Origin of the sequence: Paenibacillus maysiensis (genome assembly GCF_000520815.1) — a bacterium.
GTDB lineage: Bacteria > Bacillota > Bacilli > Paenibacillales > Paenibacillaceae > Paenibacillus > Paenibacillus maysiensis.
The window spans coordinates 1-23,658 of the sequence record NZ_ASRY01000311.1 but is presented as its reverse complement, the minus strand read 5'-3'; the positions used below and the strand labels follow the sequence as shown (position 1 = coordinate 23,658).

Here is a 23,658-nt window from a genome sequence, read left to right as displayed (position 1 = left end):
AAGTCGCACGTTAACATATTAAGGAACGACAACGTTTTAACGAAGGGAGGATTCATACATGGGTCGCAGTCTCAAAAAAGGACCATTCGTTGATGGTTACCTGCTGAAAAAAGTAGAGGTTTTGAACGAATCGGACAAAAAAGTCGTGATCAAAACTTGGTCCCGTCGCTCTACGATTTTCCCACAATTTATCGGACATACGTTTGGTGTATATGATGGTCGTAAACACGTGCCAGTATACGTAACGGAAGATATGGTCGGACACAAATTGGGCGAATTCGCTCCAACACGTACCTATAAAGGCCATACGGATGACGATAAGAAAACAAGAAGATAATCAACACAGCGTAGTGTTTGAGAGGAGGTAAACTCAATGGAAGCAAAAGCACATGCTAAATCCGTACGGATTTCCGCTCGTAAAGTTAAACTCGTTATCGATTTGATCCGCGGTAAGCAGGTTGGTGAGGCGATTGCAATTCTTCGCCACACTCCGAAATCCGCTTCACCAGTCGTTGAGAAGCTGTTGAATTCTGCTATTGCAAATGCAGACCACAACTACTCTTTGGACGTGAACAAGTTGGTAGTATCGCAAGTTTTTGTAAACCAAGGTCCTACAATGAAACGGTTCCGCCCGCGTGCAATGGGTCGTGCAAGCCGCATCAATAAACGCACCAGTCATATTACTCTGGTGGTATCTGAAAAATAAGGAGGGAAAACGTGTGGGCCAAAAGGTAAATCCCGTCGGACTCCGAATCGGTATTATCCGTGATTGGGAATCCAAATGGTATGCAGGCAAAGATTTCGGTGATCTTTTGCTGGAAGACGTTAGAATTCGTGAACATCTGAAAAAAAGATTGAAAGATTCCGCTGTATCCCGTGTTGAAATCGAGAGAGCAGCTAACCGCGTCAACGTAACGATTCACACTGCGAAACCTGGTATGGTTATCGGTAAGGGTGGTTCCGAAGTTGAAAACTTGCGTAATGAAATCACTAAAATCGCAGGCGGTAAAAAGGTACACATCAATATCTCTGAAATTAAAAATCCTGAGCTGGATGCAATCTTGGTTGCTGAGAGCATTGCACAACAATTGGAACGTCGCGTTTCTTTCCGTCGTGCTTTGAAACAAGCGATCCAAAGAACTATGCGTTCTGGAGCAAAAGGAATTAAAACTCAAGTAGGCGGACGTCTTGGCGGTGCTGAAATCGCTCGTTCCGAAGGGTACAGCGAAGGAACAGTTCCACTTCATACGCTTCGTGCCGACATTGACTACGGTACAGCGGAAGCTCATACTACTTACGGCCGTATTGGCGTAAAAGTATGGATCTATCGTGGAGAGGTTCTTCCTCCAGCTAAGAAACAAGCTCCTCAGGAAGGAGGCAACTAATCATGTTGGTACCAAAACGCGTAAAACATCGTAAGCAACAACGTGGTCATATGAAGGGTCGTGCAAAAGGCGGCACTACACTGAACTTTGGTGAGTATGGTTTGCAAGCTACTGAACCTGCATGGATTACTAACCGTCAGATCGAAGCTGCTCGTATTGCGATGACTCGTTACATCAAACGTGGTGGTAAGGTTTGGATTAAAATTTTCCCTGACAAACCAATTACTCAGAAGCCTCTTGAGGTTCGTATGGGTAGTGGTAAAGGTAACGTAGAAAAATGGGTTGCAGTAGTGAAACCAGGTAAGATTATGTTCGAACTTGCTGGTGTTCCGGAAGAGATTGCTCGTGAAGCAATGCGTCTTGCCGCTCACAAACTGCCAATCAAAACTAAGTTTGTGAAACGTGAAGAATTGGGTGGTGAAGCAAATGAAGGCTAGTGAATTTCGCAACCTAACCACTGCTGAAATTGAACAAAAGATCTCTGGGTTCAAAGAAGAACTCTTTAACCTTCGTTTTCAACTCGCTACCGGTCAGCTTGATAACCCGACTCGGATCGGCGATGTACGTAAGGAAATTGCTCGTGCTAAAACCGTGATCCGTGAAAGAGAACTTGGGATTAGCTAAGATATCAGACCGGGTGGAGATTCCGCCTGTCATTAGGAAGGAGGCCAACAATGAGCGAACGTAATGCCCGTAAAGTGTTAGTCGGTAAAGTAGTCAGCGATAAAATGGACAAAACGATTGTGATTGCTGTAGAAACTTACAAAAAACATGATCTCTACCATAAACGTATCAAAGTAACAAAGAAATTCAAAGCTCATGATGAAAACAACACCGCACAAATCGGTGATACTGTTAAAATCATGGAAACTCGCCCTTTGTCCAAAGACAAAAACTGGAGACTGGTCGAAATCATTGAAAAAGCTGTTATAATTTAATGTAGTGTAGTTTTTCCGAAAGGAGGATAAATAAATGATTCAACCATTTACACGTTTGACTGTAGCTGACAATTCCGGCGCGAAGGAACTGATGTGTATCCGTGTGCTCGGTGGTACGGGACGTCGTACAGCTCAAATTGGTGACCTGATCGTTTGTTCCGTAAAACAAGCAACACCAGGCGGCGTTGTCAAAAAGGGTGATGTAGTAAGAGCGGTTGTCGTTCGTACTAAACGTTCTATCCGCCGTAAAGACGGTTCCTATATCGGATTTGACGAGAACGCAGCAGTGGTCGTTAAAGAAGACAAGAGCCCACGTGGTACTCGTATTTTCGGACCAGTTGCTCGCGAACTTCGTGACAAGGACTTCATGAAAATCGTTTCCTTGGCTCCGGAAGTGATCTAAATTCACCTTAAAATGTGCCTGTAGGAGGTGTACGAAATGCCAAAAGTGAAAAAAGTTCTGGAATCCCATAACAACAAGCTGCACGTCAAAAAAGACGACACTGTTCTGGTGATTACTGGTAAAGATAAAGGTAAAAAAGGTCGCGTTATCGCTGCTTACCCTCGTCAAAACCGTGTGCTTGTGGAAGGTGTTAACATGATTAAAAAGCACCAAAAGCCTAATCAGTTGAATCCACAAGGCGGCATCATCGAGAAAGAAGCTCCGATTCACGTTTCCAACGTTATGCACATTGATCCGAAGAGCGGAAAAGTAACTCGTGTTGGTTACAAAGTATTGGACAACGGAAAAAAAGTGCGCATTGCAAAACGTTCTGGCGAAGTGATCGACTAATTAATTTTCAAAGAAAGGAGGTCTATGATTCATGGCAACAACAAGAATGAAAGAGCGTTTCTTGAAAGAAATCACTCCTGCCTTGATGCAGAAGTTTAGCTATACATCAGTAATGCAAGTGCCTAAAATCGAGAAAGTTGTAATCAACATGGGTGTTGGCGACGCAGTCCAAAACTCTAAAGTGCTCGATTCGGCTGTGAGCGACATGCAGTTGATCGCTGGTCAAAAACCAGTAATCACTCGCGCAAAAAAATCTATTGCAGGTTTTAAATTGCGTGAAAACATGCCAATCGGTGTTAAGGTAACACTTCGTGGCGAGCGTATGTATTATTTCTTGGACAAATTGTTCAATATCACGCTTCCTCGCGTACGTGACTTCCATGGTGTTTCAACAAAAGCTTTCGACGGACGTGGTAACTACACGCTTGGTCTGAAAGAACAATTGATCTTCCCGGAAATCGAGTACGATCAAGTTGATAAGGTTCGTGGTATGGACATCGTTATCGTAACGACTGCCAAAACTGACGAAGAGTCCCGTGAGCTTCTGACTCAACTGGGCATGCCTTTCGCAAAGTAATGTTGGCATAACGTTTTGGGCGTCTGATATAAGAGACACCCTGTTCTCCGAAACTATTTAGGAGGTGTCAGGCTAAGTGGCAAAAACTTCAATGAAAGTCAAACAACAACGCACACCAAAGTTTAAAGTTCGTGCTTATACTCGTTGCGAGCGTTGTGGTCGTCCACATTCGGTACTGCAAAAGTTTAAGATCTGCAGAATTTGCTTCCGTGAATTAGCTTATAAAGGCCAGATTCCTGGCGTGAAAAAAGCAAGCTGGTAAAAAGTCCTGTTTGGGAAGGAGGTTTATACACAATGACTATGTCTGATCCAATTGCAGATATGCTTACTCGTATTCGTAACGCGAACACAGTTCGTCACGAAACAGTAGAAATGCCTGCATCTACAATGAAAAAACAAATCGCCGACATCCTGAAACGTGAAGGATTCATTCGTGATGCGGAATTTGTTGAAGATAGCAAACAAGGGATCATCCGTGTTTTCTTGAAATACGGTGCAAACAACGAACGTGTTATTACAGGTTTGAAAAGAATCAGTAAACCAGGTCTTCGTGTTTACACGAAGAGCAACGAAATTCCACGCGTTCTGGGTGGACTCGGGATCGCGATTATTTCGACATCCAAAGGTATCATGACCGACAAAGAAGCACGTCAGTCTAAAGCCGGCGGAGAAGTGGTTTGCTACGTTTGGTAAGATAACGTTTAAAAGATAGGAGGTGCAACAGATATGTCCCGTATTGGTCGTAAGCCAATCACAGTACCAAGTGGTGTTGACGTAACTTTGAACAACACAGCGATCACAGTTAAAGGGCCTAAAGGAACATTGACTCGTGAGCTTCATAAAGACATGTCCGTTACTGTGGAAAACAATGAAATCAACGTAATTCGTCCTTCGGACAACAAACTTCACCGCTCTTTGCATGGAACAACCCGCAGCGTTGTCAACAACATGGTAAGTGGTGTAACTGAAGGATTTTCAAAATCTCTGGAGTTGGTTGGGGTCGGATATCGTGCAAGCAAATCCGGAGATAAAATCGTTCTGAACGTTGGATACTCTCACCCGGTTGAAATCACACCGGAAGCGGGCATCGAATTCGAAGTTCCTTCGAACACTAAAATCATCGTTCGCGGAATTGATAAAGAGCGTGTAGGTGCCTATGCTGCTAAAATTCGTTCCGTTCGTGAACCTGAGCCGTACAAAGGTAAAGGGATTAAATACGAAGGCGAGCGCATCATTCGTAAAGAAGGTAAAGCCGGTAAGAAGAAATAAGTTTCTTACCGACTTTGTGCGGTCTTTCTGCTGGAAAGACTCCGTACTTCTTTTTTACCCAGTGCGTCTTAGTATAAAGCTTTAAAAGGCAAACTGAAGGGAGTGAAAACTTAAGATGATTACAAAACAAGATAAAAATAAAGCACGTGTCAGAAGACATCTGCGTGTACGTAAGAAAATCGAAGGTACGGCTTTGCGTCCTCGTTTGAACGTATTCCGTTCTTCCAAACATATCTACGCACAATTGATTGATGATGTAGCTGGTGTAACATTGGTATCTGCATCCACTATGGATAAAGAACTGAGCAGTGAGATCAAAAACGGTGGTAGCGTAGAGGCAGCTCGTAAGGTTGGCGAACTCGTTGCTAAACGTGCAAAAGAAAAAGGTCATGCTAACATCGTATTTGACCGTGGTGGATACTTGTATCATGGACGGATTCAGGCTTTGGCTGATGCAGCTCGCGAAGCAGGCCTTGAATTCTAAGACATTTCTCAAAAGGAGGTTAACGACTTGCGTGTAGATCCGAACACTTTGGAACTGACTGAAAGAGTAGTAAATATTAATCGTGTAGCTAAAGTTGTCAAAGGCGGACGCCGTTTCAGCTTTAGTGCTCTGGTAGTAGTAGGCGACGGTAACGGCTGGGTAGGCGCCGGAATCGGTAAAGCTGGCGAAGTACCTGATGCGATTCGCAAAGGTATTGAAGATGCTAAGAAAAACTTGGTTCACGTTCCGCTCGTAGGAACAACTATTCCTCACCTTGTTACAGGTAAGTTCGGTGCTGGCCGGGTTCTGTTGAAACCGGCATCGGAAGGTACTGGAGTTATCGCTGGCGGTCCGGTTCGTGCTGTACTGGAACTTGCTGGTGTAGGTGATATCTTGACAAAATCTCTGGGTTCTTCGAATTCCATGAACATGGTCAATGCGACATTGGAAGGTTTGTCCCGCTTGAAACGCGCTGAAGAAGTTGCAAAATTGCGCGGCAAATCCATCGAAGAGCTGCTGGGCTAAGGAGGGAATGTCATGGCGAAATTAGAAATTACCCTCGTTCGTTCGTTGATCGGTCGTCCTGGTACTCAAAGAACGACTGTTAAAACGCTCGGCTTGCGTAAAATCAACCATAAAGTAATTCAACCCGACAATCCAGCGATTCGCGGGATGATCAATCAAGTTAGCCATTTGGTTTCTGTTAAAGAAATCGAGGCATAGGAAATAAAGTAAAGCATTTTAACAATAATCAAGGAGGTGCAACGAACGATGAAGTTACATGAGCTTTCCCCAGCTCCAGGCTCCCGCAAAGAACGTAAACGTTTGGGTCGTGGTCCTAGTAGCGGTACGGGTAAAACTTCTGGTCGTGGTCATAAGGGTCAAAACGCTCGTTCCGGCGGTGGTGTACGTCCAGGCTTCGAGGGTGGTCAAAACCCACTGTATCGTCGCTTGCCTAAACGCGGTTTCGTAAATCCTACTCGTAAAGAGTATGCGGTTTTGAATATCGAAGATTTGAACAGTTTTGCAGCGGGTACAGAAGTAAGCCCTGAGTTTTTGCTGAACAATGGCATTGTGAAAAACGCGAAATCCGGAATTAAAATTCTGGGTAACGGTGAAATCACTGTAAAATTGACAGTTAAAGCGAACAAGTTCTCTCAATCTGCGGTAGAGAAAATTGAAGCTGCCGGCGGTAAAACCGAGGTGATCTAATGTTCAAGACCCTGAAAAATATATGGCGGGTTGAGGATCTTAGAACCCGAATCCTGTTTACCCTGTTTATACTGTTTGTATACCGTATTGGCTCCTTCGTGCCGGTTCCCGGCGTGAACAAGCAAGTCTTTACTTCTCAGGATCAGGCAGGAAGCGAGTTATTTGGACTCCTTAACACCTTCTCAGGGGGCGCTTTGTATCAGTTCTCGATCTTCGCCCTCGGGATTATGCCATATATTACAGCGTCTATCATTGTACAGTTGCTGTCAATGGACGTTATTCCGAAACTTGCGGAATGGGCTAAACAAGGAGAGCATGGTAAAAAGAAGTTGGCTCAACTTACACGGTATGGTACGGTAATACTGGGCTTGATTCAAGCATTCGGAACGTCGATCGGCTTTAATCGACTGTATGGTGCAGCGATGATTCCAGGAGCCACTTTTGCAGATTATCTGGTAATAGCTATTGTGCTTACAGCAGGAACTACGTTCCTTATGTGGCTAGGTGAGCAAATTACCGAAAAGGGAATCGGCAACGGTATCTCTATCGTTATCTTTGCAGGGATCGCGGCAGGTATTCCAAGACATATTCGGACGGTTGTAGAATCCCAGTTTATTCAGGCAGATCAACTGTTTATGAATATTCTGAAGGCAATTATTATTGCCTTGGTGATTATTCTGATTATTGTGGGTGTTATCTACATCCAGCAAGGTATTCGGAAAATCCCGGTACAATACGCCAAACGTGTAGTTGGTAACAAAATGTACGGTGGCCAGAATACGCATATTCCGATGAAAATTAATGCGGCAGGCGTTATTCCGGTAATCTTTGCGGTATCATTGCTGCAATTCCCGACAATTATTGCGAGTTTTTGGGCAGATCATGCTTGGGCGAAGTGGATTACCACTTACTTGTATTATGACAAGCCGCTGGGTATGGTTTTGTATGTCGTAATGATTATCGGTTTCACATTCTTCTATACCTTTGTACAGATGAATCCGCAGCAAATGGCCGACAACATGAAGAAAAACGGCGGTTATATTCCGGGAATTCGCCCGGGTAAAGCCACGGAGAAATACCTGACACGAGTAATGTCACGTTTGACAATGACAGGAGCTTTGTTCCTGGCAGTCATATCCGTATTGCCGGTATTCTTCGGTTCGCTTTCGGGCTTGCCTCGTTCCGTGCAAATTGGCGGTACTTCATTGCTCATCATTATCGGTGTAGCATTGGATACGATGAAGCAGATCGAAAGCCAACTGATCAAACGCCATTACAAAGGCTTCATCAACAAATAGGCAACAGGTTCCGGCTTAGGATGTTCGCATACTTACCGGCACCTTTTGTGCTGTTTCTTGTGTAGGGGTCGTCTTGAGGAGTGACAGATTGTGAATATTTTAATCATGGGCCCTCCGGGGGCTGGTAAAGGTACACAAGCAGATGTCATTGTGAAGGAATTCGGCATTCCTCATATCTCGACAGGTGATGCATTTCGCCTGGCGATGAAACAGGGAACACCTATTGGCATTAAAGCCAAGGAATATATCGACAAGGGTGAACTTGTTCCGGATGATGTAACGATTGGCATCGTTGAAGAGCGGCTGCAACAGCCGGACTGTAAGAAAGGTTTCTTGCTGGACGGTTTTCCTAGAACTTTGGCTCAGGCTGAAGCCTTGGATCAAATTTTGGGTCGTTTGGATACGAAGCTTGATGATGTCATCAACCTGAAAGTGGATCGTGACAAATTGTTGGTACGAATCACAGGACGGCGAGTTTGCAAAATCTGTGGAACTAGCTATCATGTTGTCTTTAATTCTCCAAAGGTTGAAGGCATTTGCGATAAAGATGGCGGGGAGCTCTATCAGCGCCCTGACGATAACGAGGATAGCGTAAGAACACGACTTGACGAATATAGTAATAAAACAGCACCACTCCTCACGTTTTATGAGAACCAGAATCTTCTGCGTCATATTGACGGAGAACAGGATATTGATGTGGTTTCCAAAAATATCGTGTCCTTGTTGCGGGGTTAGCTGTAATGATCATTTGCAAGTCGGGGACGGAATTAAGCTTTATGAGGAAAGCTGAGAGAGTGGATACGGAAACGAATCATTCCTTGGTGGAACACATCGAGCCCGGTATGACGACCGGTGAACTTGATCATTTAGCTGATCGGTATATTCGCAGTCAAGGAGCTGTGCCGTCTTTTAAAGGTTATAACGGTTTTCCTGCCAGCATTTGCGCTTCAGTCAACGAACAACTGGTGCACGGATTTCCCGGCAAACGCAAGTTAAACAAAGGCGATATCATCGCGAAGACTCGCCAGTTTACAATGTCGCATGCCATTCGGCAATATATTGAGAATCCAAACCGTGGTATTCCCGAACGGGGGCCGAGGCTGAAAACCGGCATGGTGCTGGCTATTGAACTCATGGTTCATATAGGTTCTCGCCATGTGGGGGCGCTGGAAGACAACTGGACGGTCGTAACGGTGAACGTGGCCTCTCGTGCTCGTAACGAGCAAGCGGTGACGGTCACAACGGACGGCATGGACATTTTCACGAAACTGAGTGCGTAGGTGATTTGAATGATTCAGCAAGGAAACCTGCAAATCGGTCAGCTGGTGAAGATTCTGAAAGGCAGAGATGTCGGACAGATTGCGGTTGTCGTTTCTATAGCGGACAGCAGGTTTGTATATATTGCGGATGGGGACAAACGAAAGTTTGATCAGTCGAAGAAGAAAAACGTTCTTCATCTGATGCCTCAGCCCAAGATTAGTAGCGAGGTTGTAAACAGTTTAAACGAAAGCGGTCGGGTGACAAATGGAAAGCTGCGTCATGCAGTGAAAACTTTCATGGAGTCGTCCGAATACCAAGCTGAAGAGAAAGGAGACTGACTTTGGCCAAAGAAGATGTCATTGAGGTTGAAGGTACGGTAATCGAGCCACTGCCGAACGCTACGTTCAAGGTAGAGCTGGAGAACGGTCATCAAATTCTTGCACATGTTTCCGGAAAACTGCGGATGCACTTTATCCGTATTTTGACAGGCGACAAGGTGGTTGTACAGTTATCGCCTTACGATTTAACTAAAGGCCGTATTACGTACCGCAAGTAATTCATGCAGGTTTAATTAAACGTACGTCATTTTAAAAAAACTTGTTTTGCTCGGCAAAACGATGTGAATGTTCACGAAGCGAGTTTTACCAGGGTAAAGCTTGGAGGAGGTAATCAACATGAAGGTAAGACCTTCTGTAAAACCTATTTGCGAGAAATGCAAAGTCATTCGCCGTAAAGGGAATGTAATGGTTATTTGCGAAAATCCGAAACACAAACAAAAACAAGGTTAATAGAAGGGGGTGTAGCGTAAAATGGCTCGTATAGCTGGTGTGGATTTGCCACGTGACAAACGCGTTGAGATCGCCTTGACTTACATTTTCGGAATCGGTAAAACGACTTCTCAGAAAATTTTGAAGGAAACAGGCATCAGTGCAAACACGCGTGTTCGTGATTTGACTGAAGATGAAGTGAGCAAATTACGTGAAACGATCGACAAAGAAGTTAAAGTAGAAGGCGATCTGCGTCGTGAAATTTCCTTAAATATTAAACGTCTGACTGAGATTGGCTGCTACCGTGGTGTTCGTCACCGTCGTGGATTGCCTGTTCGCGGACAACGTACCAAAACTAATGCTCGTACCCGCAAAGGTCCTCGTCGGACTGTAGCGAACAAAAAGAAATAAGAAGGGAGGATAACATTCAATGGCTAAACCGAAAAAAGTTGTACGTACAAAACGCCGTGACCGTAAAAATATCGAGACTGGCGTGGCACACATCCGTTCCACGTTCAACAACACGATCGTTACGATCACAGATCCACACGGTAACGCAATCTCTTGGGCCAGCTCAGGCGGCATGGGATTCCGTGGTTCCCGTAAATCTACTCCATTCGCAGCGCAAATGGCCGCAGAAACTGCTGCTAAAGCTGCAATGGAACACGGCATGAAGACTGTCGAAGTCATGGTTAAAGGACCAGGCGCAGGACGCGAAGCAGCAATCCGCTCTTTGCAAGCAGCTGGACTGGAAGTTAACCTGATTAAAGACGTAACTCCGGTACCTCATAACGGATGCCGTCCTCCAAAACGTCGTCGCGTCTAATGAGATTTCTCCTCTGCGTGTAGTATAAATCCGGCACAAACTGCCAAGAATGGATGTTTAGGCATACTGCATGATAGACTATGGATAAGGTGAATGTTTCATATAGGAGCGACGTTTTGAAGGAGGGATATTGCAGTGATAGAAATCGAAAAGCCGAAAATTGAGACGGTAGACGTCAATGATGATGGCACCTATGGAAAATTCGTAGTAGAACCGCTGGAACGCGGGTACGGTACGACGCTAGGAAACTCGCTTCGCCGTATTCTGTTATCCTCGTTACCGGGGGCAGCAGTGACATCGGTTCAGATCGATGGAGTTTTGCACGAATTTGCAACGGTTCCCGGTGTGAAGGAAGACGTAACGGAGATCATACTGAACCTGAAAGCTTTATCGCTTAAAATCCACTCGGATGAAGAGAAGGTACTCGAAATCGATGCGGAAGGCGAAGGAGTTGTAACGGCAGGAGATATCCGTGCGGACAGTGATGTGGAAATTCTTAATCCGGATCTTCACATTGCTACACTCGGACCGGGTTCGAGACTTCACATGCGTATTTTCGCCAATCGCGGTCGCGGTTACGTTAAGCAGGATCGGAATAAACGTGATGACCAGCCGATCGGCGTCATTCCCGTCGACTCCATCTACACTCCGATTTCACGCGTGAACTATGGCATAGAAAATACGCGTGTCGGCCAGGTTACGAATTATGACAAGCTGACACTTGAGGTTTGGACTGACGGAAGTATTCGCCCTGAGGAAGCAGTAAGCCTTGGAGCAAAAATTTTGACCGAGCATGTGATGTTGTTCGTGGGTCTAACCGACGAAGCAAAAGATGCGGAAATTATGGTCGAAAAAGAAGAAGACAAGAAAGAAAAAGTTCTTGAAATGACGATCGAAGAGCTGGATCTCTCCGTCCGTTCCTATAACTGCCTTAAGCGCGCTGGTATCAATACGGTACAAGAACTCACTACTAAATCTGAAGAAGATATGATGAAGGTCCGCAACCTGGGTCGCAAATCTTTGGAAGAAGTACAAGAGAAGCTCGAGGAACTTGGTTTAGGACTTCGTACGGAAGAATAGTACAGCAATGTTTTTGTGAAGGAGGGGAAACTACATGGCATACCAAAAATTGGGCCGTAACTCCAGTGCCCGTAAAGCTTTGTTTCGTGATTTGGTAACCGATTTGTTCTTGTACGAGCGTATCCAAACTACTGAGGCTAAAGCGAAAGAAGTTCGTTCTATTGCTGAAAAACTGATCACCAAAGCGAAAAAAGGAGATCTGCACGCACGTCGTCAAGTGGCTGCGTTCGTTCGCCGTGAAACTTTGGATGGTGAGCAGGATGCAATCCAAAAGCTGTTTAGCGAATTGGCTACACGTTACACCGAGCGTCCAGGTGGATACACTCGTATCCTGAAATTGGGACCTCGTCGTGGCGATGCCGCTCCAATGGTATATCTGGAACTGGTTGACCGCGCGTAAACAGGCGAAGATGAGGGAAGGGTGGACAGAATCAGCTTGATTCTGAACAACCCTTTTTTTCTCTTGGAGGAGTCCTTGAGGGGCTTCTCCTTTGTTATGTACGGTTATTCCTTAAGGCCAGTGAATACCCCTGCAAAGGTGTGAGAAACATGCGGAACTTGTGCATGAAGGTGAACTATGACGGAACCCGCTATGATGGCTTTCAGACGCAGCCCAGTGGTAATACCATTCAGGACTATCTTGAAAATGCTATTTACTCATTGACGGGCGAACGTCTTAAAATCACAGGCTCAGGCCGCACAGACGCAGGTGTACATGCATATGGACAGGTATTCAATTTTCATACTGAATCACCGATCCCGATACAGCGCTGGTGTCTGGCACTCAATGCCTGGCTGCCTCGTGATATCATCGTTACGGATGCGAAAGAGGTGCCGTTGTCCTTTCATGCACGCCGTATGGCGAAGCGGAAGACGTATCGGTACAGTATTAATGCGAACCGGTTTCCGGACATCTTTCACCGTCGTACACAGGCACATCACCCGACGAGTTTGGATATACGAGCGATGGAGGAAGGGCTGGCCCATTTGATCGGCACTTTTGATTATACATCGTTCGCATCCCGACGTTCCCAGAAAACGAATCATGTCCGCACAATTTACGAAGCCTACATGACGGTAGACCATTCCTTTTCACGTCCGGGCTCGGATGATCAGGGAATTATTCATACGTATATTACGGGTAGCGGTTTTTTGCAGCACATGGTTCGGATCATTATGGGGACTTTGCTGGAAGTGGGAGAAGGCAAAAAATCGGCGGATGATATTCCTTCCATTTTGGAGGCTAAAAATCGCTCAAAGGCCGGTCCTACGGCTGTTGGGCATGCTTTAACCCTCTGGAATGTGGAGTACGACGAAAACATCAAAAAACATTGATTTTACCCTTGCAGAATTGATGGTTATCCTGTAATATAAAAGTTGTGTTTTCTTAATGGCTTTCCCACAGCCCCAATTAAGACGATCACTTTCAAACAACATCTAATCCATCAATAATGCAGCAACTTAACGAATGAAGATAAATGATGATTTCTGTTAACGAACTTAAGGAGGAAACTTTTCATGCGTACTACGTATATGGCGAAGCCAAATGAAGTTGAGCGCAACTGGCACATCATTGATGCCGAAGGCAAAACGCTCGGCCGTCTGGCAAGCGAAGCGGCTGCGTTGATTCGCGGCAAACACAAGCCACAGTTTACACCACATGTGGACACAGGTGATTTTGTTGTTGTAATCAATGCGGAGAAAATCGTATTGACTGGTAAGAAAATGGAGAACAAAAAATACTATCGTCACTCCCTGCATCCGGGTGGTCTGAAAGTAACGGTTGCACAAGACATGGTTAAGAACAAGCCTGAGCGTATGCTGGAATTGGCTGTTCACGGTATGCTTCCTAAAACTCGTCAAGGCGAGAAAATGAAGCTGAGACTTAAAGCTTACAAAGGCACAGAGCATCCACATGCAGCACAAAAACCTGAAGTTTACGAACTTCGCGGATAATTAAAAGGGAGGACAGTTTCATGGCACAAGTACAATACTATGGGACAGGTCGTCGTAAACATTCGGTAGCTCGTGTTCGTCTCGTACCGGGTGAAGGACGCATTGTCATCAACAAGCGTGATATTAATGAATATTTCGGTTTGGAAACACTCAAACTGATCGTAAAACAACCATTGAACCTGACTGAAACAGTAGGTAGCTATGACGTACTCGTTATTGCTCATGGTGGTGGTATCTCTGGTCAAGCAGGCGCAATTCGCCACGGTATTTCCCGTGCTTTGCTGAAAGCAGATCCGGAATTCCGTCCAGCTTTGAAAAAAGCAGGCTTCCTGACTCGTGACCCACGTATGAAAGAACGTAAAAAATATGGCCTCAAAGCCGCTCGTCGTGCACCACAGTTCTCGAAACGTTAATATTTCGAATACAGAAGAACCTTTTCCTTATGGAAAGGGTTCTTTTTTTGCTGTTATAAATATTTTTTGGAAATATCCACATGTCGATAAGTGCTACAGCTGCACTAACTAGAACCTTTGATTCATCCTCAACCCATGATGTAACCAGATAGTAAAGTGTAGGAATGAATTATAAAGCCGTATGGACACAAAATAACCGCCTTGATTGCAAGGAACACTCGAAGTTGTCCACGTTGTGATCAAAGGCAGTTATGTTATGCACAATCGTATTTGTTTATTTTAAATTCAGTTTACCCCGTTGTGTTCATAACCTGTGACTAAATACAACAAGAAGTGAATACTCAACATACTTCCGTATAATCGTCTTAGCTTAGCGCAGTTACACGTCTATAGCTCGGTTTCCACATGAGTTCACGAAGCGACTGTTCTATATGATCTGGTTTGACACTGGCTGTGCCGTCCTGTATAGCTGCTTTGGCCACGGCTAATGCTACAGCAAAGGATACCTCTTTCAGCTTGTGTACACTGGGGAGAAGGGCGCTTCCTGGCTTAGTGCTGTCCACCATCTCGGCTACAGCATTTGCAGCGGCGGTAAACATACCTCCAGTGATCGTCTTGGCCTGTACTGCAATCGCGCCAAGCCCCAATCCTGGGAACACAAATGCATTGTTCGATTGTCCAATCTCATAAACCGTCCCTTCATAGGTGACAGGCTCAAAGGGGCTTCCAGTAGCGATAAGTGCCTTACCTTGTGTCCAGCGGATCAGATCCTCTGGAATTGCCTCTGCTAGCGCTGTAGGGTTAGACATAGGCATAATGATAGGCCGTTCAACGTGGTTAGCCATTTCTTTTATAATTTTCTCCGAGAAAGCACGGTGGACATCTGAGGTGCCGATCAGTATAGTAGGCTTAATCTGACGAATGACCTCAAGCAGAGTAATTTTACCGTCATCGGACCGTGCCCATGAACGTACTTCCTCTTCGAAACGTAGATAGGGCTTTTGAAAATCGAATATATTCTCCATCCCCTCGGTTAACAGCCCTCGGTAATCATAAGTCCAAAAACATTGGCTGCTTTCCTTCTCAGATAGACCTTGCTTCATCATAGCATCTCGAATCTGGTCGGCATTTCCAATCCCTGCAGCACCGGGGCCAAAAATAAGAATACGTTGCTTCTGCAACGGAATTCCCGTCACCTTTAACGCCGAAATAACAGCTGCTAATGTAACCGCACCTGTTCCTTGTATGTCATCATTAAACGTAAGAATATGTTCTCCGTACTTTTCCATAATATTGCGGGCGTTAACATTGTTCATATCTTCCCAATGAAGAAGTGCCTTCGGGAACTGTCCCAATGTATGCTGTACAAACGCATCAATAAAACGGTCATACTGCTCTCCACGCACCCGCTGTTGTCGATTACCGATGTAGAGAGGGTCTTGTAGCAGTTTTTCATTGTTCGTCCCAACATCTAAAACGACAGGTAGCACACGCCCCGGATTAATACCAGCTGCTGCTGTATACACCGCTAACTTACCTATGGCGATGTTAATGCCTCCCACACCCCAATCCCCGATACCGAGTATGCTTTCGGAGTCAGTAACCACGATTAAGTCTACATCGTCAGCGCTCAATTGCGTGTTGGCAAAAGCCTGTGCGATGCCATCCATATTATTAATGGAAAGATATACCCCACCGGGACGTTGATACTCATGGCTGTATTCCTGAATAGCTTGACCTACGGTTGGTGTATAGACAATCGGAAGCATTTCGCTCAGGTGATCCGTAAGGAGACGATAGTATAAGACCACATTCCGATTATACAAGTCATTCAACGAAGCATTCTTACGCAGCGTGGTTGGTTGAGCGAGAAACTGCTTGTACGCACGTTCGGCCTGCTCTTCTAAAGTCAGAACCGTCGGAGGCAGTATACCTTCAAGCCCCAACTCCTTCCGTTCATTCGGTGTAAAGGCGACACCCTTGTTTAAAAGCGGATTGGCGAGTACATCTTTTCCTTTGAGCGGAGTAGCGAGCGAACGGTCTTTGTTGACGTAAAAAGCTTCCGTTCAAGCGAACTTTCTTTCTATGACTAATTACTTTTAGTTATCAAGTAACTTTAGGGTGATTTCCAAATGTATTGTATAAGAATATTTTATATAAAGTCAATGAACTTGGTCGGATGCGGAGGATAGGGTTATATAATGCTTACAGGGCAACGATTCTGCATTTTTAGGGCCAAAGATTGTATGCATAAGGACACAATCCCTTGGATTGACAATGAATATGAAAGTTTTATACTATATTTATTCTTATTAGTTTAGTCGGTATTGGAATGCTGGAATTTATTTATGAATCTTCATATGGAGGCGCATTGATAATGAACTTGTTGGAGAAAGAAGAGTTGATCAAGGTCAAGGCAATCGAGCTGGAAGAGGCTACGCCTGAGGAAATTATTCAGTATGCTGTTCATACGTTTCCGAATCTTACCTTTGCTTGTAGCTTTGGGGCGGAGGATGTAGTGCTTGTAGATATGCTGCAAAAAATTAGTCCCTCCAGTGATATTTTTTATTTGGACACTGACTTTCATTTTCAAGAAACGTACGATACGCGTGATCAGATGAGGGAAAAATACAACATGGATTTTGTGCGGGTATCTCCCCTAATTACTCCGGAAGAGCAAGCGGCCAAGCATGGAGAAGAGCTTTGGAAATCAGATCCCAACACATGCTGTGGTATACGTAAAGTAGAGCCGCTGACACGTATTTTATCGCAATACGATGCATGGATTACCGGGATTCGCCGAGATCAGGCTCCTACCCGTGCAAATGCAAAAAAGATAGAATATGACGAAAAATTCGGTCTCGTTAAATTCAACCCGTTGGCGAGCTGGACATCAGAGGACGTGTGGAACTATATTCATACACATAAAGTGCTGTATAATCCGCTACATGATCGTAACTATCCCAGCATTGGTTGTGAGCAATGTACGCGTAAAGTCCTTCCAGGCGAAGATCCTCGTGCTGGTCGCTGGTCAGGCAGTGAGAAAACGGAATGTGGACTCCATCAATAACGATAAACAAGTAGCTGTCAATCTCATTTATGAACAGAAAGGAAGTGCATTATGGCTGCAATTCTTCCGCATGGTGGAACGCTTGTCGATAGAATCATTACAGGACCAGAGCAAAAAACACTTTTGCAGGCCGCCCGTGAATTGTTTCCTATCCGTGTAAATTCGTGGACTATTTCCGATCTGGATTTGATTGGGGTGGGGGCATTTTCTCCGCTGACAGGGTTTATGAACGAAGCCGACTATCGGTCGGTGGTAGCGGATATGCGTCTTGCCGATGGTACAGTCTGGAGTATCCCCATTACGCTTGCGGTTACGGAGATCATAGCCCGGGAACTTACATTGGGTCAACAGGTCGCTTTAGTGGGTGAAACGGACGGTACCATATATGCTGTACTTGATATTGAGAGTATATATCAGGTTGATCAGGCAGAGGAGGCCAGACGTGTATTCAAGACAAATGATCCGGCGCATCCTGGCGTTAAAAAACTTTTGGAGCGACCAGCTACTTATGTAGGGGGATCTCTGCAGGTGCTGAATCGGCCAGAACCCGCGCAATTTGGTGAGTTTTATTACACACCGGTGCAGACACGCAATCATTTTGCTGAAAAAGGCTGGAAAACAGTAGTCGGGTTTCAAACACGTAATCCCGTACATCGGGCACATGAGTACATCCAAAAAAGCGCGATGGAGATTGTCGATGCGTTATTTCTGAATCCGCTCGTGGGTGAAACCAAGTCAGATGACGTTCCGGCAGATGTGCGTATGAAGAGCTATCTGGTGCTGCTAAACAACTATTATCCGGCTGACCGTACCTTTTTGGGTGTGTTTCCTGCTGCCATGCGATATGCTGGTCCGAGAGAGGCTATTTTTCATGCCATTGTGCGGAAGAACTACGGGTGTACCCATTTTATTGTAGGAAGGGACCATGCGGGTGTAGGAGACTACTATGGTACGTACGAAGCTCAGGATATTTTCAAAAACTTCACACCTGAGGAACTGGAGATTACCCCGTTGTTCTTCGAACACAGCTTTTATTGTACCCGATGTGGAAATATGGCCTCTAGCAAAACATGCCCTCATCCTAAGGAACATCATTTGACGCTTTCGGGCACCAAAGTTAGGGAATTGTTACGTTCGGGGGTTTGCCCGCCGCCTGAATTTACACGACCGGAAGTCGCCCAAGTGCTGATTGAAGGTATGAAAGAATTTGTTCATTCCTGAGTTGTACTATTTACACGCCTCGTCCCATATAGATCATTAGTATCTGTATAGGGACGGAGGCGTTTTGTTATGCAAAAAAACAATCGTAAACACGAGGTTACACTGTGGATTCGCTATCGGACGCTGAAAAAAATACTGTTGGGCTGCTGTCTCGCCGTTCTGTTTATCACGCTGGCTCTATATGAGATACCCGCTTCGAGAGCCTGGACCCATTGGAGTCTTCCGCTTACCGGTAAAGTAATTGCCATAGATGCAGGACATGGAGGACCAGATGGAGGGGCTGTCAGCAAGGAAGGCGTCATTGAGAAGGACATTAATCTGGCGATTGCCTTATATTTGCGAGATTATTTGCAACAAGCAGGAGCTGTTGTCGTCATGACTCGGGAGGCAGACCGTGATCTGGCACAGCAAGAAACCAAGGGCTATGCTAAAAGAAAAACGGAGGACCTGAAGCAGCGTGTGCGCATGATTGAGGAGCATAAAGCGGATCTCTTTTTAAGTATTCACATGAACAGCATCCCGTCGAGCCGCTGGAGTGGAGCCCAAACCTTTTACGTCCCTAATCATGCGGACAACGAAAATTTGGCCTCCCTCATTCAGGAGGAGATTAAACGCAACCTGGAGAATACAGACAGAGTGGTCAAGACGGTGAATACGGTATATTTACTCAAGGCCCTCAAAATGCCATCAGCTCTCGTAGAAGTGGGCTTTTTGTCCCATCCGGAGGAAGCCAGACGACTGAGTGATGAAACCTATCAGAGACAGGTCGCAGCAGCGATTTATAAAGGAGTGCTGCGTTATAGCGCTGGGGAAAAGGGAGTCTCGTCAGCACCTGAGGCCAGATAGTGGTATACTGTAAGTGTTTACAACTACGTAAATTCATTGAAGCAGAGGTGCTGATTATTCATGCAATCCAGAGAGCAAGTTATAGAGCTACTTCAACAGGTACGAGAGCCTCATACAGGTCATCGTTTGGTCAATCTTCATTTTATTCGGGATGTTGTTATTAAAGAGGATCGTGTATCCTTGACCGCGATTAGTCTGAACTCGGAGGAAGGGGCACGGGCAGAGCTGGAGAGGGAAATCAGACAGACGTTGGAAGAAGCGGGACTGAACCATATTCATATTCGTATTCGTGAAGCGTCTGAGCATGAAAGATCCGCCATTCAGACGGGAGAGAATGCGAAGGAAGCGGCTGACCCGGTTTTGACCAAGGGACATGCTGCTGGTATGGAAGAACATGAGCTGCTGAATCCGGCATCTGGCGTACGGTTTATTGCCATTGCCAGCGGAAAAGGCGGTGTCGGGAAATCGACAGTGGCTGTAAATCTAGCGGCTGCCTTGGCTAGACAGGGCAAACGTGTAGGTTTGATTGATGCGGACATTTATGGATTTAGCGTACCAGATATGATCGGAGCCGAGGACGTTCCTACCGTAGAAGACGGTATTATTCAGCCGGTGGAGCGATTTGGTATCAAGATTATGTCTATGGGCTTTTTTGTCAGGGAGAACAACCCCGTGATCTGGAGAGGACCCATGCTGGGAAGAATGCTCAGACAGTTTTTTAGCGATGTGGAATGGGGCAAGCTGGACTATATGATTCTTGATTTACCGCCGGGAACCGGGGATGTAGCGCTTGATGTACACCAGATGATCCCGCAGAGTGAAGAAATCATTGTGACTACTCCTCATGCAACCGCAGCCTTTGTGGCCGCCCGTGCAGGAGCAATGGCGCTCCAAACGGATCATAAGGTCATCGGCGTTGTGGAGAACATGTCCTATTATGTATCCTCTACCGGGGAGAAGGACTATGTTTTCGGCCGTGGGGGCGGGGCTATGCTGGCGGACACTCTTCATACAAAGCTGCTGGCGCAAATTCCACTGGGTATTCCGGATAATCATCCGGCAGAGGCGGATTTTTCACCATCTGTATATAAATCCGAATCGGCAACGGGAGCGATCTACAACGACATCGCCACTCAAATTACGACATTGCACGCCGAATCTGAATAAGAAAAAAAGGCTGGTTCCTGAACCAGCCTTTTTATTATTGACCTTCTTGTCCACCGCTGCCGCTATCACCACCGCCGCCATCTTGTTTTCCACCGCTTGTCCCTTCCTGACCACCACTTTTTTTCTCAACCTTGGGTTGGAGCTCTTCCTGTACGACAGTTTTGAGTAAATTCATAACCTCAAGTCGGAAAATCGGATTCTGCATCGCATCGTGCATGACCGTCATAGATTGTTTGCGGTATTCAGGGGTTTTAGTTAAGTCCATATACATTTTGGTCAGTTCTGGCGATTTGAGCATCGCCTCAATAGATTTTTGATAAGAAGGGTCTTTAATGAGCTGCATATGAAGTTGCTTACTTTGGCTGTTGATGGCCTTGGCAAACTCACCGGCAAAGCGCGGATCAGTCATGATTTTCTCGATTTCCTTTTTGTATTCCGGAGAAACCAGAGTATCCTTGACTGCGATCTTCATCTGTTCTGCTGACTGTGTGGGCATAATCATTTTCATTCCCATACTGTCGCCGGAGCCACCGCCAGATCCACCGCCTTCGCTGCCTTGACCGGATTGTCCATCTTTCGATGAGCTGCTTTCCCCGGTCAAAGCTTCCTCCACTGCTTTTTTCCCGTCATCGCTTTTTAAAATATCGACAACCATCGTTTTCATTTCTTTATAGCTGTTCTGGGGTGGCGCCGAGCTCTGGTCCGAACCACAGCCGGTCAGCGCAACGCCCAGTACGCATATCATGCTGACTAATCGCAAACGAGTCCAATTCATGGCCGTATTCCTCCTTCATCATGAATGTGGATAGTATGCGAATGGATGAGGTGAAATATGTCGTCTGAATTTTGGTTTTTTGTTGAGAAGGTTGTAAAATAACTTCTTAAAGACCCAGGGCCTGATCACGAACCTCTTTGCCTTTTACTGTGCCCTGTTGAAGCAGTTCGGATACAGTTACAAATTCATAACCTTGCGCACGCAATTTGTCGATAATGATGGGCAGCGCTTCATGAGTTTGCTTACAGGAATCACTGGCATGCAGAAGAACAATGTCGCCGGGATGTGCTTTTTTCACAACACGGTCAATAATGACCTGAGTACCTGGGTTTTTCCAATCTAAAGAATCAGTGTCCCACTGGATTGTTTTGTAGCCGAAAGTGCTGGCGACCTGAAGAACCCTTTTGTCGAAATCACCATTAGGCATACGGATCAACTTCGGCGGCTGCCCGGTCAGCTCGGTCAACGTGGTGTGGGCTGTTGAAATCTGCTTACGAATGTCCTCATCACTTAGACTGCTGTAATTTTCATGTTTATGTCCATGGCTGCCGATCTCATATCCACGATCTTTTATCTGATTTACAAGCTCCGGGTGCGTTTTGCTCCATGGAGAGGAAAGAAAGAAGGTGGACTTGTTCACTTTTTTGTCCTCAAGAACCTTTAGGATGGGTTCAGTACGCTTATCTCCCCAACTAATGTCAAAGGTAAGAGCGATCAGCTTTTTGTCTGTGGGTACACTATAAATAGCCGCTGGTACTTCCTCGGAAAAAACGGTGACATTATCGGTTTCTACATAAATGACCCCAATAGCGAAAATGGCCGCCGCCGCTACGATAAAGAACCGTTTAATTTTTTTGCCATTCAGTACATAAAAAAAAGAATTCATGGTTAATAACGCCCCTTTCATCATAGAAGTGCTTGTTTACTTAAAGCTATGCCTGGGGTTGTCAATTATGCCATTGGACTAAACAGGAGGGATTGATCTGATGGGATTAAAAGCATTTCTACATGATTTACACACGACAAGACGGTTGATTTTAGTTTCCGCATTTCTGTTTTGCATAAGTATTGTGGTGGGCTGGTTAAGTACAGGGGCTATTCAATCCATATTGACTCAACAATTGTCAGGATTGGGGGAAGTGGCTCAGCGTTTGCAGCAGACTGAACATCCTCAATGGAGTTTTTTTGTGTTTATCTTTTTCAATAATGCTATCAAGTGTGTGCTGGTTATATTTGTAGGAGCTTTATTTGGAATTGTACCGTTTGTATTTTTAATTATGAATGGGATGGTTTTGGGGTTTGTCGTACACTTACAGGCGGATACGTGCAGAAGCTTGTATGAGGTTATTGTAAAAGGACTGCTTCCGCATGGTGTAATTGAATTACCTGTTTTAATTATCGCCTGTGCTTTCGGTTTGAAGTTTGGGGGGCAAGTGATGTCCTCGATCGGTGCAGGCATAGGGTTGAAACGAAAAGGGCTTGCCCAAACGTGGGAGTCGTTTATGAAACAGACGTTGAGGGTGTCTATATGGTCCGTTGTTCTGCTGTTTATTGCTGCTGCAATCGAGAGTGGAATAACGTATCGTTTATTGTCACATTAAAATATTATGGTCGGTTATTTATATTTTTCCTGAAAATTGAACATAACAAAGGGGAGAGCCCAAAGTGAAAACATGGAATTAAATCGGAATAAGTTTGAAACCTTAGCAGTTGAGTTTAAAAACAGGTAAAGACTGGAACAATAGTTGAGCGAATATAAGCACTATATAATAAGCTGATAAGGGAGTATGGTCATATGCTGGGAATGCTGTTTAACGAAAAAGAATGCAAGGAACTGGATTATGTTCTTCGTAAGGAACTTGATGAAATGCTGCTTGATATGAGCGATACCCGATTGGATCAGGATATTCGTTATGCGATAGCGCTTCGGTATAAAACAGTTTTTCGCATGTATGCCCGCTTTGCACCCGCCAAGGAACTATCCAAATATGCTCGCAGAGGGCGCGTTCCCCAAACCAAACAATAAAAGATATAAGAGCTAATTATAAAATCAGAGATATCAGGAAGTTAACCCTTAAGAAGTTTATACTTTCTGATATCAAAATAAGTATTGACTCTATTTAGGATTCATGGTAAATTAATTTTCGTTCCTTTTTGAGAAATTTGCTCAAAAAAAAGAAATTAAAAAAACTCTTGCAAATCTCACAAAGTAATGATATATTATAAAGGTCGCCACTGAGACGCGGTGATGAAACAAAGCAAGAACGATAGCAAGATATAATATGGGTTTGATCTTTGAAAACTGAACAACGAGTGAGTAA

Annotated in this window: 37 protein-coding genes and 1 pseudogene; 35 read left to right on the top strand and 3 right to left on the bottom strand. The window is 45.1% G+C overall.

Annotation, left to right across the window (positions count from 1 at the left end; all coding sequences use genetic code 11):
* Positions 1-58: 58 nt before the first annotated feature.
* The 29 genes from rpsS (at position 59) to rpsI (ending at position 14,258) form a co-directional block, all read left to right on the top strand.
* Entirely contained in the window at positions 59-337 is a 279-nt protein-coding gene (rpsS, locus tag L696_RS0124240) for a 30S ribosomal protein S19 (protein ID WP_025685935.1), read from the top strand.
* Positions 338-373: 36 nt separating this feature from the next.
* Positions 374-706 (top strand): 50S ribosomal protein L22, encoded by a 333-nt coding sequence (gene rplV, locus L696_RS0124235; protein WP_013312157.1) that lies wholly within the window; start codon positions 374-376, stop codon positions 704-706.
* 13 nt (positions 707-719) lie between these two features.
* A complete protein-coding gene (rpsC, locus tag L696_RS0124230) occupies positions 720-1,385 on the top strand; it encodes a 30S ribosomal protein S3 (protein WP_014278312.1) in 666 nt (221 codons plus the stop codon).
* A gap of 2 nt (positions 1,386-1,387) precedes the next feature.
* Positions 1,388-1,822 carry a 50S ribosomal protein L16 gene (gene rplP, locus L696_RS0124225; RefSeq protein ID WP_007432576.1) on the top strand — a complete coding sequence of 145 codons (435 nt, stop codon included), beginning with the start codon at positions 1,388-1,390 and terminating at the stop codon, positions 1,820-1,822.
* Positions 1,812-2,009 (top strand): 50S ribosomal protein L29, encoded by a 198-nt coding sequence (rpmC, locus tag L696_RS0124220; RefSeq protein WP_014278310.1) that lies wholly within the window; start codon positions 1,812-1,814, stop codon positions 2,007-2,009. The genes rplP and rpmC overlap by 11 nt, the downstream gene beginning before the upstream one ends.
* Before the next feature lie 50 nt (positions 2,010-2,059).
* The gene (gene rpsQ, locus L696_RS0124215; protein WP_025685934.1) at positions 2,060-2,323 is read left to right on the top strand and encodes a 30S ribosomal protein S17; all 264 of its coding nucleotides are present in this window, start codon (positions 2,060-2,062) and stop codon (positions 2,321-2,323) included.
* A gap of 34 nt (positions 2,324-2,357) precedes the next feature.
* On the top strand, positions 2,358-2,726 hold the full coding sequence (rplN, locus tag L696_RS0124210; RefSeq protein ID WP_007432573.1) for a 50S ribosomal protein L14: 369 nt from the start codon (positions 2,358-2,360) through the stop codon (positions 2,724-2,726).
* Positions 2,727-2,762: 36 nt separating this feature from the next.
* Positions 2,763-3,116, top strand: a complete 354-nt coding sequence (gene rplX / locus L696_RS0124205) for a 50S ribosomal protein L24 (protein ID WP_013312155.1) — start codon at positions 2,763-2,765, stop codon at positions 3,114-3,116.
* Between the two features lie 31 nt (positions 3,117-3,147).
* Positions 3,148-3,693: a 50S ribosomal protein L5 gene (gene rplE, locus L696_RS0124200; protein WP_025685933.1), complete on the top strand. Its 546-nt coding sequence runs from the start codon at positions 3,148-3,150 to the stop codon at positions 3,691-3,693.
* A 76-nt stretch (positions 3,694-3,769) separates the two neighbouring features.
* Positions 3,770-3,955: a type Z 30S ribosomal protein S14 gene (locus L696_RS29910; protein ID WP_013312154.1), complete on the top strand. Its 186-nt coding sequence runs from the start codon at positions 3,770-3,772 to the stop codon at positions 3,953-3,955.
* A 32-nt stretch (positions 3,956-3,987) separates the two neighbouring features.
* Positions 3,988-4,386, top strand: a complete 399-nt coding sequence (gene rpsH, locus L696_RS0124195) for a 30S ribosomal protein S8 (RefSeq protein WP_014278308.1) — start codon at positions 3,988-3,990, stop codon at positions 4,384-4,386.
* Between the two features lie 33 nt (positions 4,387-4,419).
* Positions 4,420-4,962, top strand: a complete 543-nt coding sequence (rplF, locus tag L696_RS0124190; RefSeq protein ID WP_014278307.1) for a 50S ribosomal protein L6 — start codon at positions 4,420-4,422, stop codon at positions 4,960-4,962.
* A gap of 115 nt (positions 4,963-5,077) precedes the next feature.
* Entirely contained in the window at positions 5,078-5,446 is a 369-nt protein-coding gene (gene rplR, locus L696_RS0124185; RefSeq protein ID WP_025685932.1) for a 50S ribosomal protein L18, read from the top strand.
* Positions 5,447-5,473: 27 nt separating this feature from the next.
* Positions 5,474-5,971, top strand: a complete 498-nt coding sequence (gene rpsE, locus L696_RS0124180) for a 30S ribosomal protein S5 (protein ID WP_013312151.1) — start codon at positions 5,474-5,476, stop codon at positions 5,969-5,971.
* Positions 5,972-5,983: 12 nt separating this feature from the next.
* A complete protein-coding gene (rpmD, locus tag L696_RS0124175; protein WP_014278305.1) occupies positions 5,984-6,169 on the top strand; it encodes a 50S ribosomal protein L30 in 186 nt (61 codons plus the stop codon).
* Between the two features lie 48 nt (positions 6,170-6,217).
* On the top strand, positions 6,218-6,658 hold the full coding sequence (gene rplO / locus L696_RS0124170; protein ID WP_013312149.1) for a 50S ribosomal protein L15: 441 nt from the start codon (positions 6,218-6,220) through the stop codon (positions 6,656-6,658).
* On the top strand, positions 6,658-7,956 hold the full coding sequence (gene secY, locus L696_RS0124165) for a preprotein translocase subunit SecY (protein ID WP_025685931.1): 1,299 nt from the start codon (positions 6,658-6,660) through the stop codon (positions 7,954-7,956). The genes rplO and secY overlap by 1 nt, the downstream gene beginning before the upstream one ends.
* Positions 7,957-8,046: 90 nt before the next feature.
* Positions 8,047-8,691, top strand: coding sequence for an adenylate kinase (locus L696_RS0124160; RefSeq protein WP_025685930.1), 645 nt, complete (start codon positions 8,047-8,049; stop codon positions 8,689-8,691).
* 5 nt (positions 8,692-8,696) lie between these two features.
* On the top strand, positions 8,697-9,236 hold the full coding sequence (locus tag L696_RS0124155; RefSeq protein WP_025685929.1) for a M24 family metallopeptidase: 540 nt from the start codon (positions 8,697-8,699) through the stop codon (positions 9,234-9,236).
* A 9-nt stretch (positions 9,237-9,245) separates the two neighbouring features.
* Positions 9,246-9,554, top strand: coding sequence for a KOW domain-containing RNA-binding protein (locus tag L696_RS0124150; protein WP_025685928.1), 309 nt, complete (start codon positions 9,246-9,248; stop codon positions 9,552-9,554).
* A gap of 2 nt (positions 9,555-9,556) precedes the next feature.
* The gene (gene infA, locus L696_RS0124145) at positions 9,557-9,772 is read left to right on the top strand and encodes a translation initiation factor IF-1 (protein ID WP_006212898.1); all 216 of its coding nucleotides are present in this window, start codon (positions 9,557-9,559) and stop codon (positions 9,770-9,772) included.
* Between the two features lie 118 nt (positions 9,773-9,890).
* The gene (gene rpmJ, locus L696_RS0124135) at positions 9,891-10,004 is read left to right on the top strand and encodes a 50S ribosomal protein L36 (protein WP_003333770.1); all 114 of its coding nucleotides are present in this window, start codon (positions 9,891-9,893) and stop codon (positions 10,002-10,004) included.
* 21 nt (positions 10,005-10,025) lie between these two features.
* Positions 10,026-10,394, top strand: coding sequence for a 30S ribosomal protein S13 (gene rpsM, locus L696_RS0124130; RefSeq protein WP_007432560.1), 369 nt, complete (start codon positions 10,026-10,028; stop codon positions 10,392-10,394).
* A 19-nt stretch (positions 10,395-10,413) separates the two neighbouring features.
* Positions 10,414-10,809, top strand: coding sequence for a 30S ribosomal protein S11 (gene rpsK, locus L696_RS0124125; RefSeq protein WP_013312144.1), 396 nt, complete (start codon positions 10,414-10,416; stop codon positions 10,807-10,809).
* A gap of 135 nt (positions 10,810-10,944) precedes the next feature.
* Complete coding sequence (locus tag L696_RS0124120; RefSeq protein ID WP_014278300.1) at positions 10,945-11,889, top strand: DNA-directed RNA polymerase subunit alpha; 945 nt, start codon at positions 10,945-10,947, stop codon at positions 11,887-11,889.
* 34 nt (positions 11,890-11,923) lie between these two features.
* On the top strand, positions 11,924-12,289 hold the full coding sequence (gene rplQ, locus L696_RS0124115) for a 50S ribosomal protein L17 (protein WP_013312143.1): 366 nt from the start codon (positions 11,924-11,926) through the stop codon (positions 12,287-12,289).
* Between the two features lie 149 nt (positions 12,290-12,438).
* Entirely contained in the window at positions 12,439-13,224 is a 786-nt protein-coding gene (gene truA, locus L696_RS0124110) for a tRNA pseudouridine(38-40) synthase TruA (RefSeq protein ID WP_025685927.1), read from the top strand.
* A 183-nt stretch (positions 13,225-13,407) separates the two neighbouring features.
* Complete coding sequence (rplM, locus tag L696_RS0124105; protein WP_025685926.1) at positions 13,408-13,845, top strand: 50S ribosomal protein L13; 438 nt, start codon at positions 13,408-13,410, stop codon at positions 13,843-13,845.
* Positions 13,846-13,865: 20 nt separating this feature from the next.
* The gene (gene rpsI / locus L696_RS0124100) at positions 13,866-14,258 is read left to right on the top strand and encodes a 30S ribosomal protein S9 (RefSeq protein ID WP_013312140.1); all 393 of its coding nucleotides are present in this window, start codon (positions 13,866-13,868) and stop codon (positions 14,256-14,258) included.
* A gap of 365 nt (positions 14,259-14,623) precedes the next feature.
* On the opposite strand, the pseudogene L696_RS0124095 reads toward rpsI, so the two are convergent.
* Positions 14,624-16,318: pseudogene (locus L696_RS0124095) on the bottom strand (NAD-dependent malic enzyme); the annotation flags it as partial.
* A 317-nt stretch (positions 16,319-16,635) separates the two neighbouring features.
* On the opposite strand from L696_RS0124095, the gene L696_RS0124090 reads away from it, so the two are divergent.
* The 4 genes from L696_RS0124090 to L696_RS0124075 all read left to right on the top strand — a co-directional run bounded on the left by L696_RS0124090 (position 16,636) and on the right by L696_RS0124075 (position 20,562).
* Complete coding sequence (locus L696_RS0124090) at positions 16,636-17,328, top strand: phosphoadenylyl-sulfate reductase (protein ID WP_025685924.1); 693 nt, start codon at positions 16,636-16,638, stop codon at positions 17,326-17,328.
* 51 nt (positions 17,329-17,379) lie between these two features.
* Complete coding sequence (gene sat / locus L696_RS0124085) at positions 17,380-18,549, top strand: sulfate adenylyltransferase (protein ID WP_025685923.1); 1,170 nt, start codon at positions 17,380-17,382, stop codon at positions 18,547-18,549.
* A gap of 69 nt (positions 18,550-18,618) precedes the next feature.
* Positions 18,619-19,395, top strand: coding sequence for an N-acetylmuramoyl-L-alanine amidase CwlD (cwlD, locus tag L696_RS0124080; protein WP_025685922.1), 777 nt, complete (start codon positions 18,619-18,621; stop codon positions 19,393-19,395).
* A 60-nt stretch (positions 19,396-19,455) separates the two neighbouring features.
* The gene (locus L696_RS0124075; protein WP_025685921.1) at positions 19,456-20,562 is read left to right on the top strand and encodes an Mrp/NBP35 family ATP-binding protein; all 1,107 of its coding nucleotides are present in this window, start codon (positions 19,456-19,458) and stop codon (positions 20,560-20,562) included.
* Between the two features lie 34 nt (positions 20,563-20,596).
* Here the strand turns inward: L696_RS0124075 and gerD are convergent, their stop codons facing one another.
* Together gerD and pdaB are read right to left on the bottom strand one after the other, a co-directional pair.
* Positions 20,597-21,337, bottom strand: a complete 741-nt coding sequence (gerD, locus tag L696_RS0124070; protein WP_025685920.1) for a spore germination lipoprotein GerD — start codon at positions 21,335-21,337, stop codon at positions 20,597-20,599.
* Positions 21,338-21,443: 106 nt separating this feature from the next.
* On the bottom strand, positions 21,444-22,223 hold the full coding sequence (gene pdaB, locus L696_RS0124065; protein WP_025685919.1) for a polysaccharide deacetylase family sporulation protein PdaB: 780 nt from the start codon (positions 22,221-22,223) through the stop codon (positions 21,444-21,446).
* A gap of 100 nt (positions 22,224-22,323) precedes the next feature.
* Between pdaB and L696_RS0124060 the strand changes: the two genes are divergently transcribed.
* Entirely contained in the window at positions 22,324-22,938 is a 615-nt protein-coding gene (locus tag L696_RS0124060) for a stage II sporulation protein M (RefSeq protein ID WP_025685918.1), read from the top strand.
* Positions 22,939-23,132: 194 nt separating this feature from the next.
* Positions 23,133-23,363 (top strand): hypothetical protein, encoded by a 231-nt coding sequence (locus L696_RS0124055; protein WP_013312131.1) that lies wholly within the window; start codon positions 23,133-23,135, stop codon positions 23,361-23,363.
* The last annotated feature ends 295 nt before the right edge of the window (positions 23,364-23,658 follow it).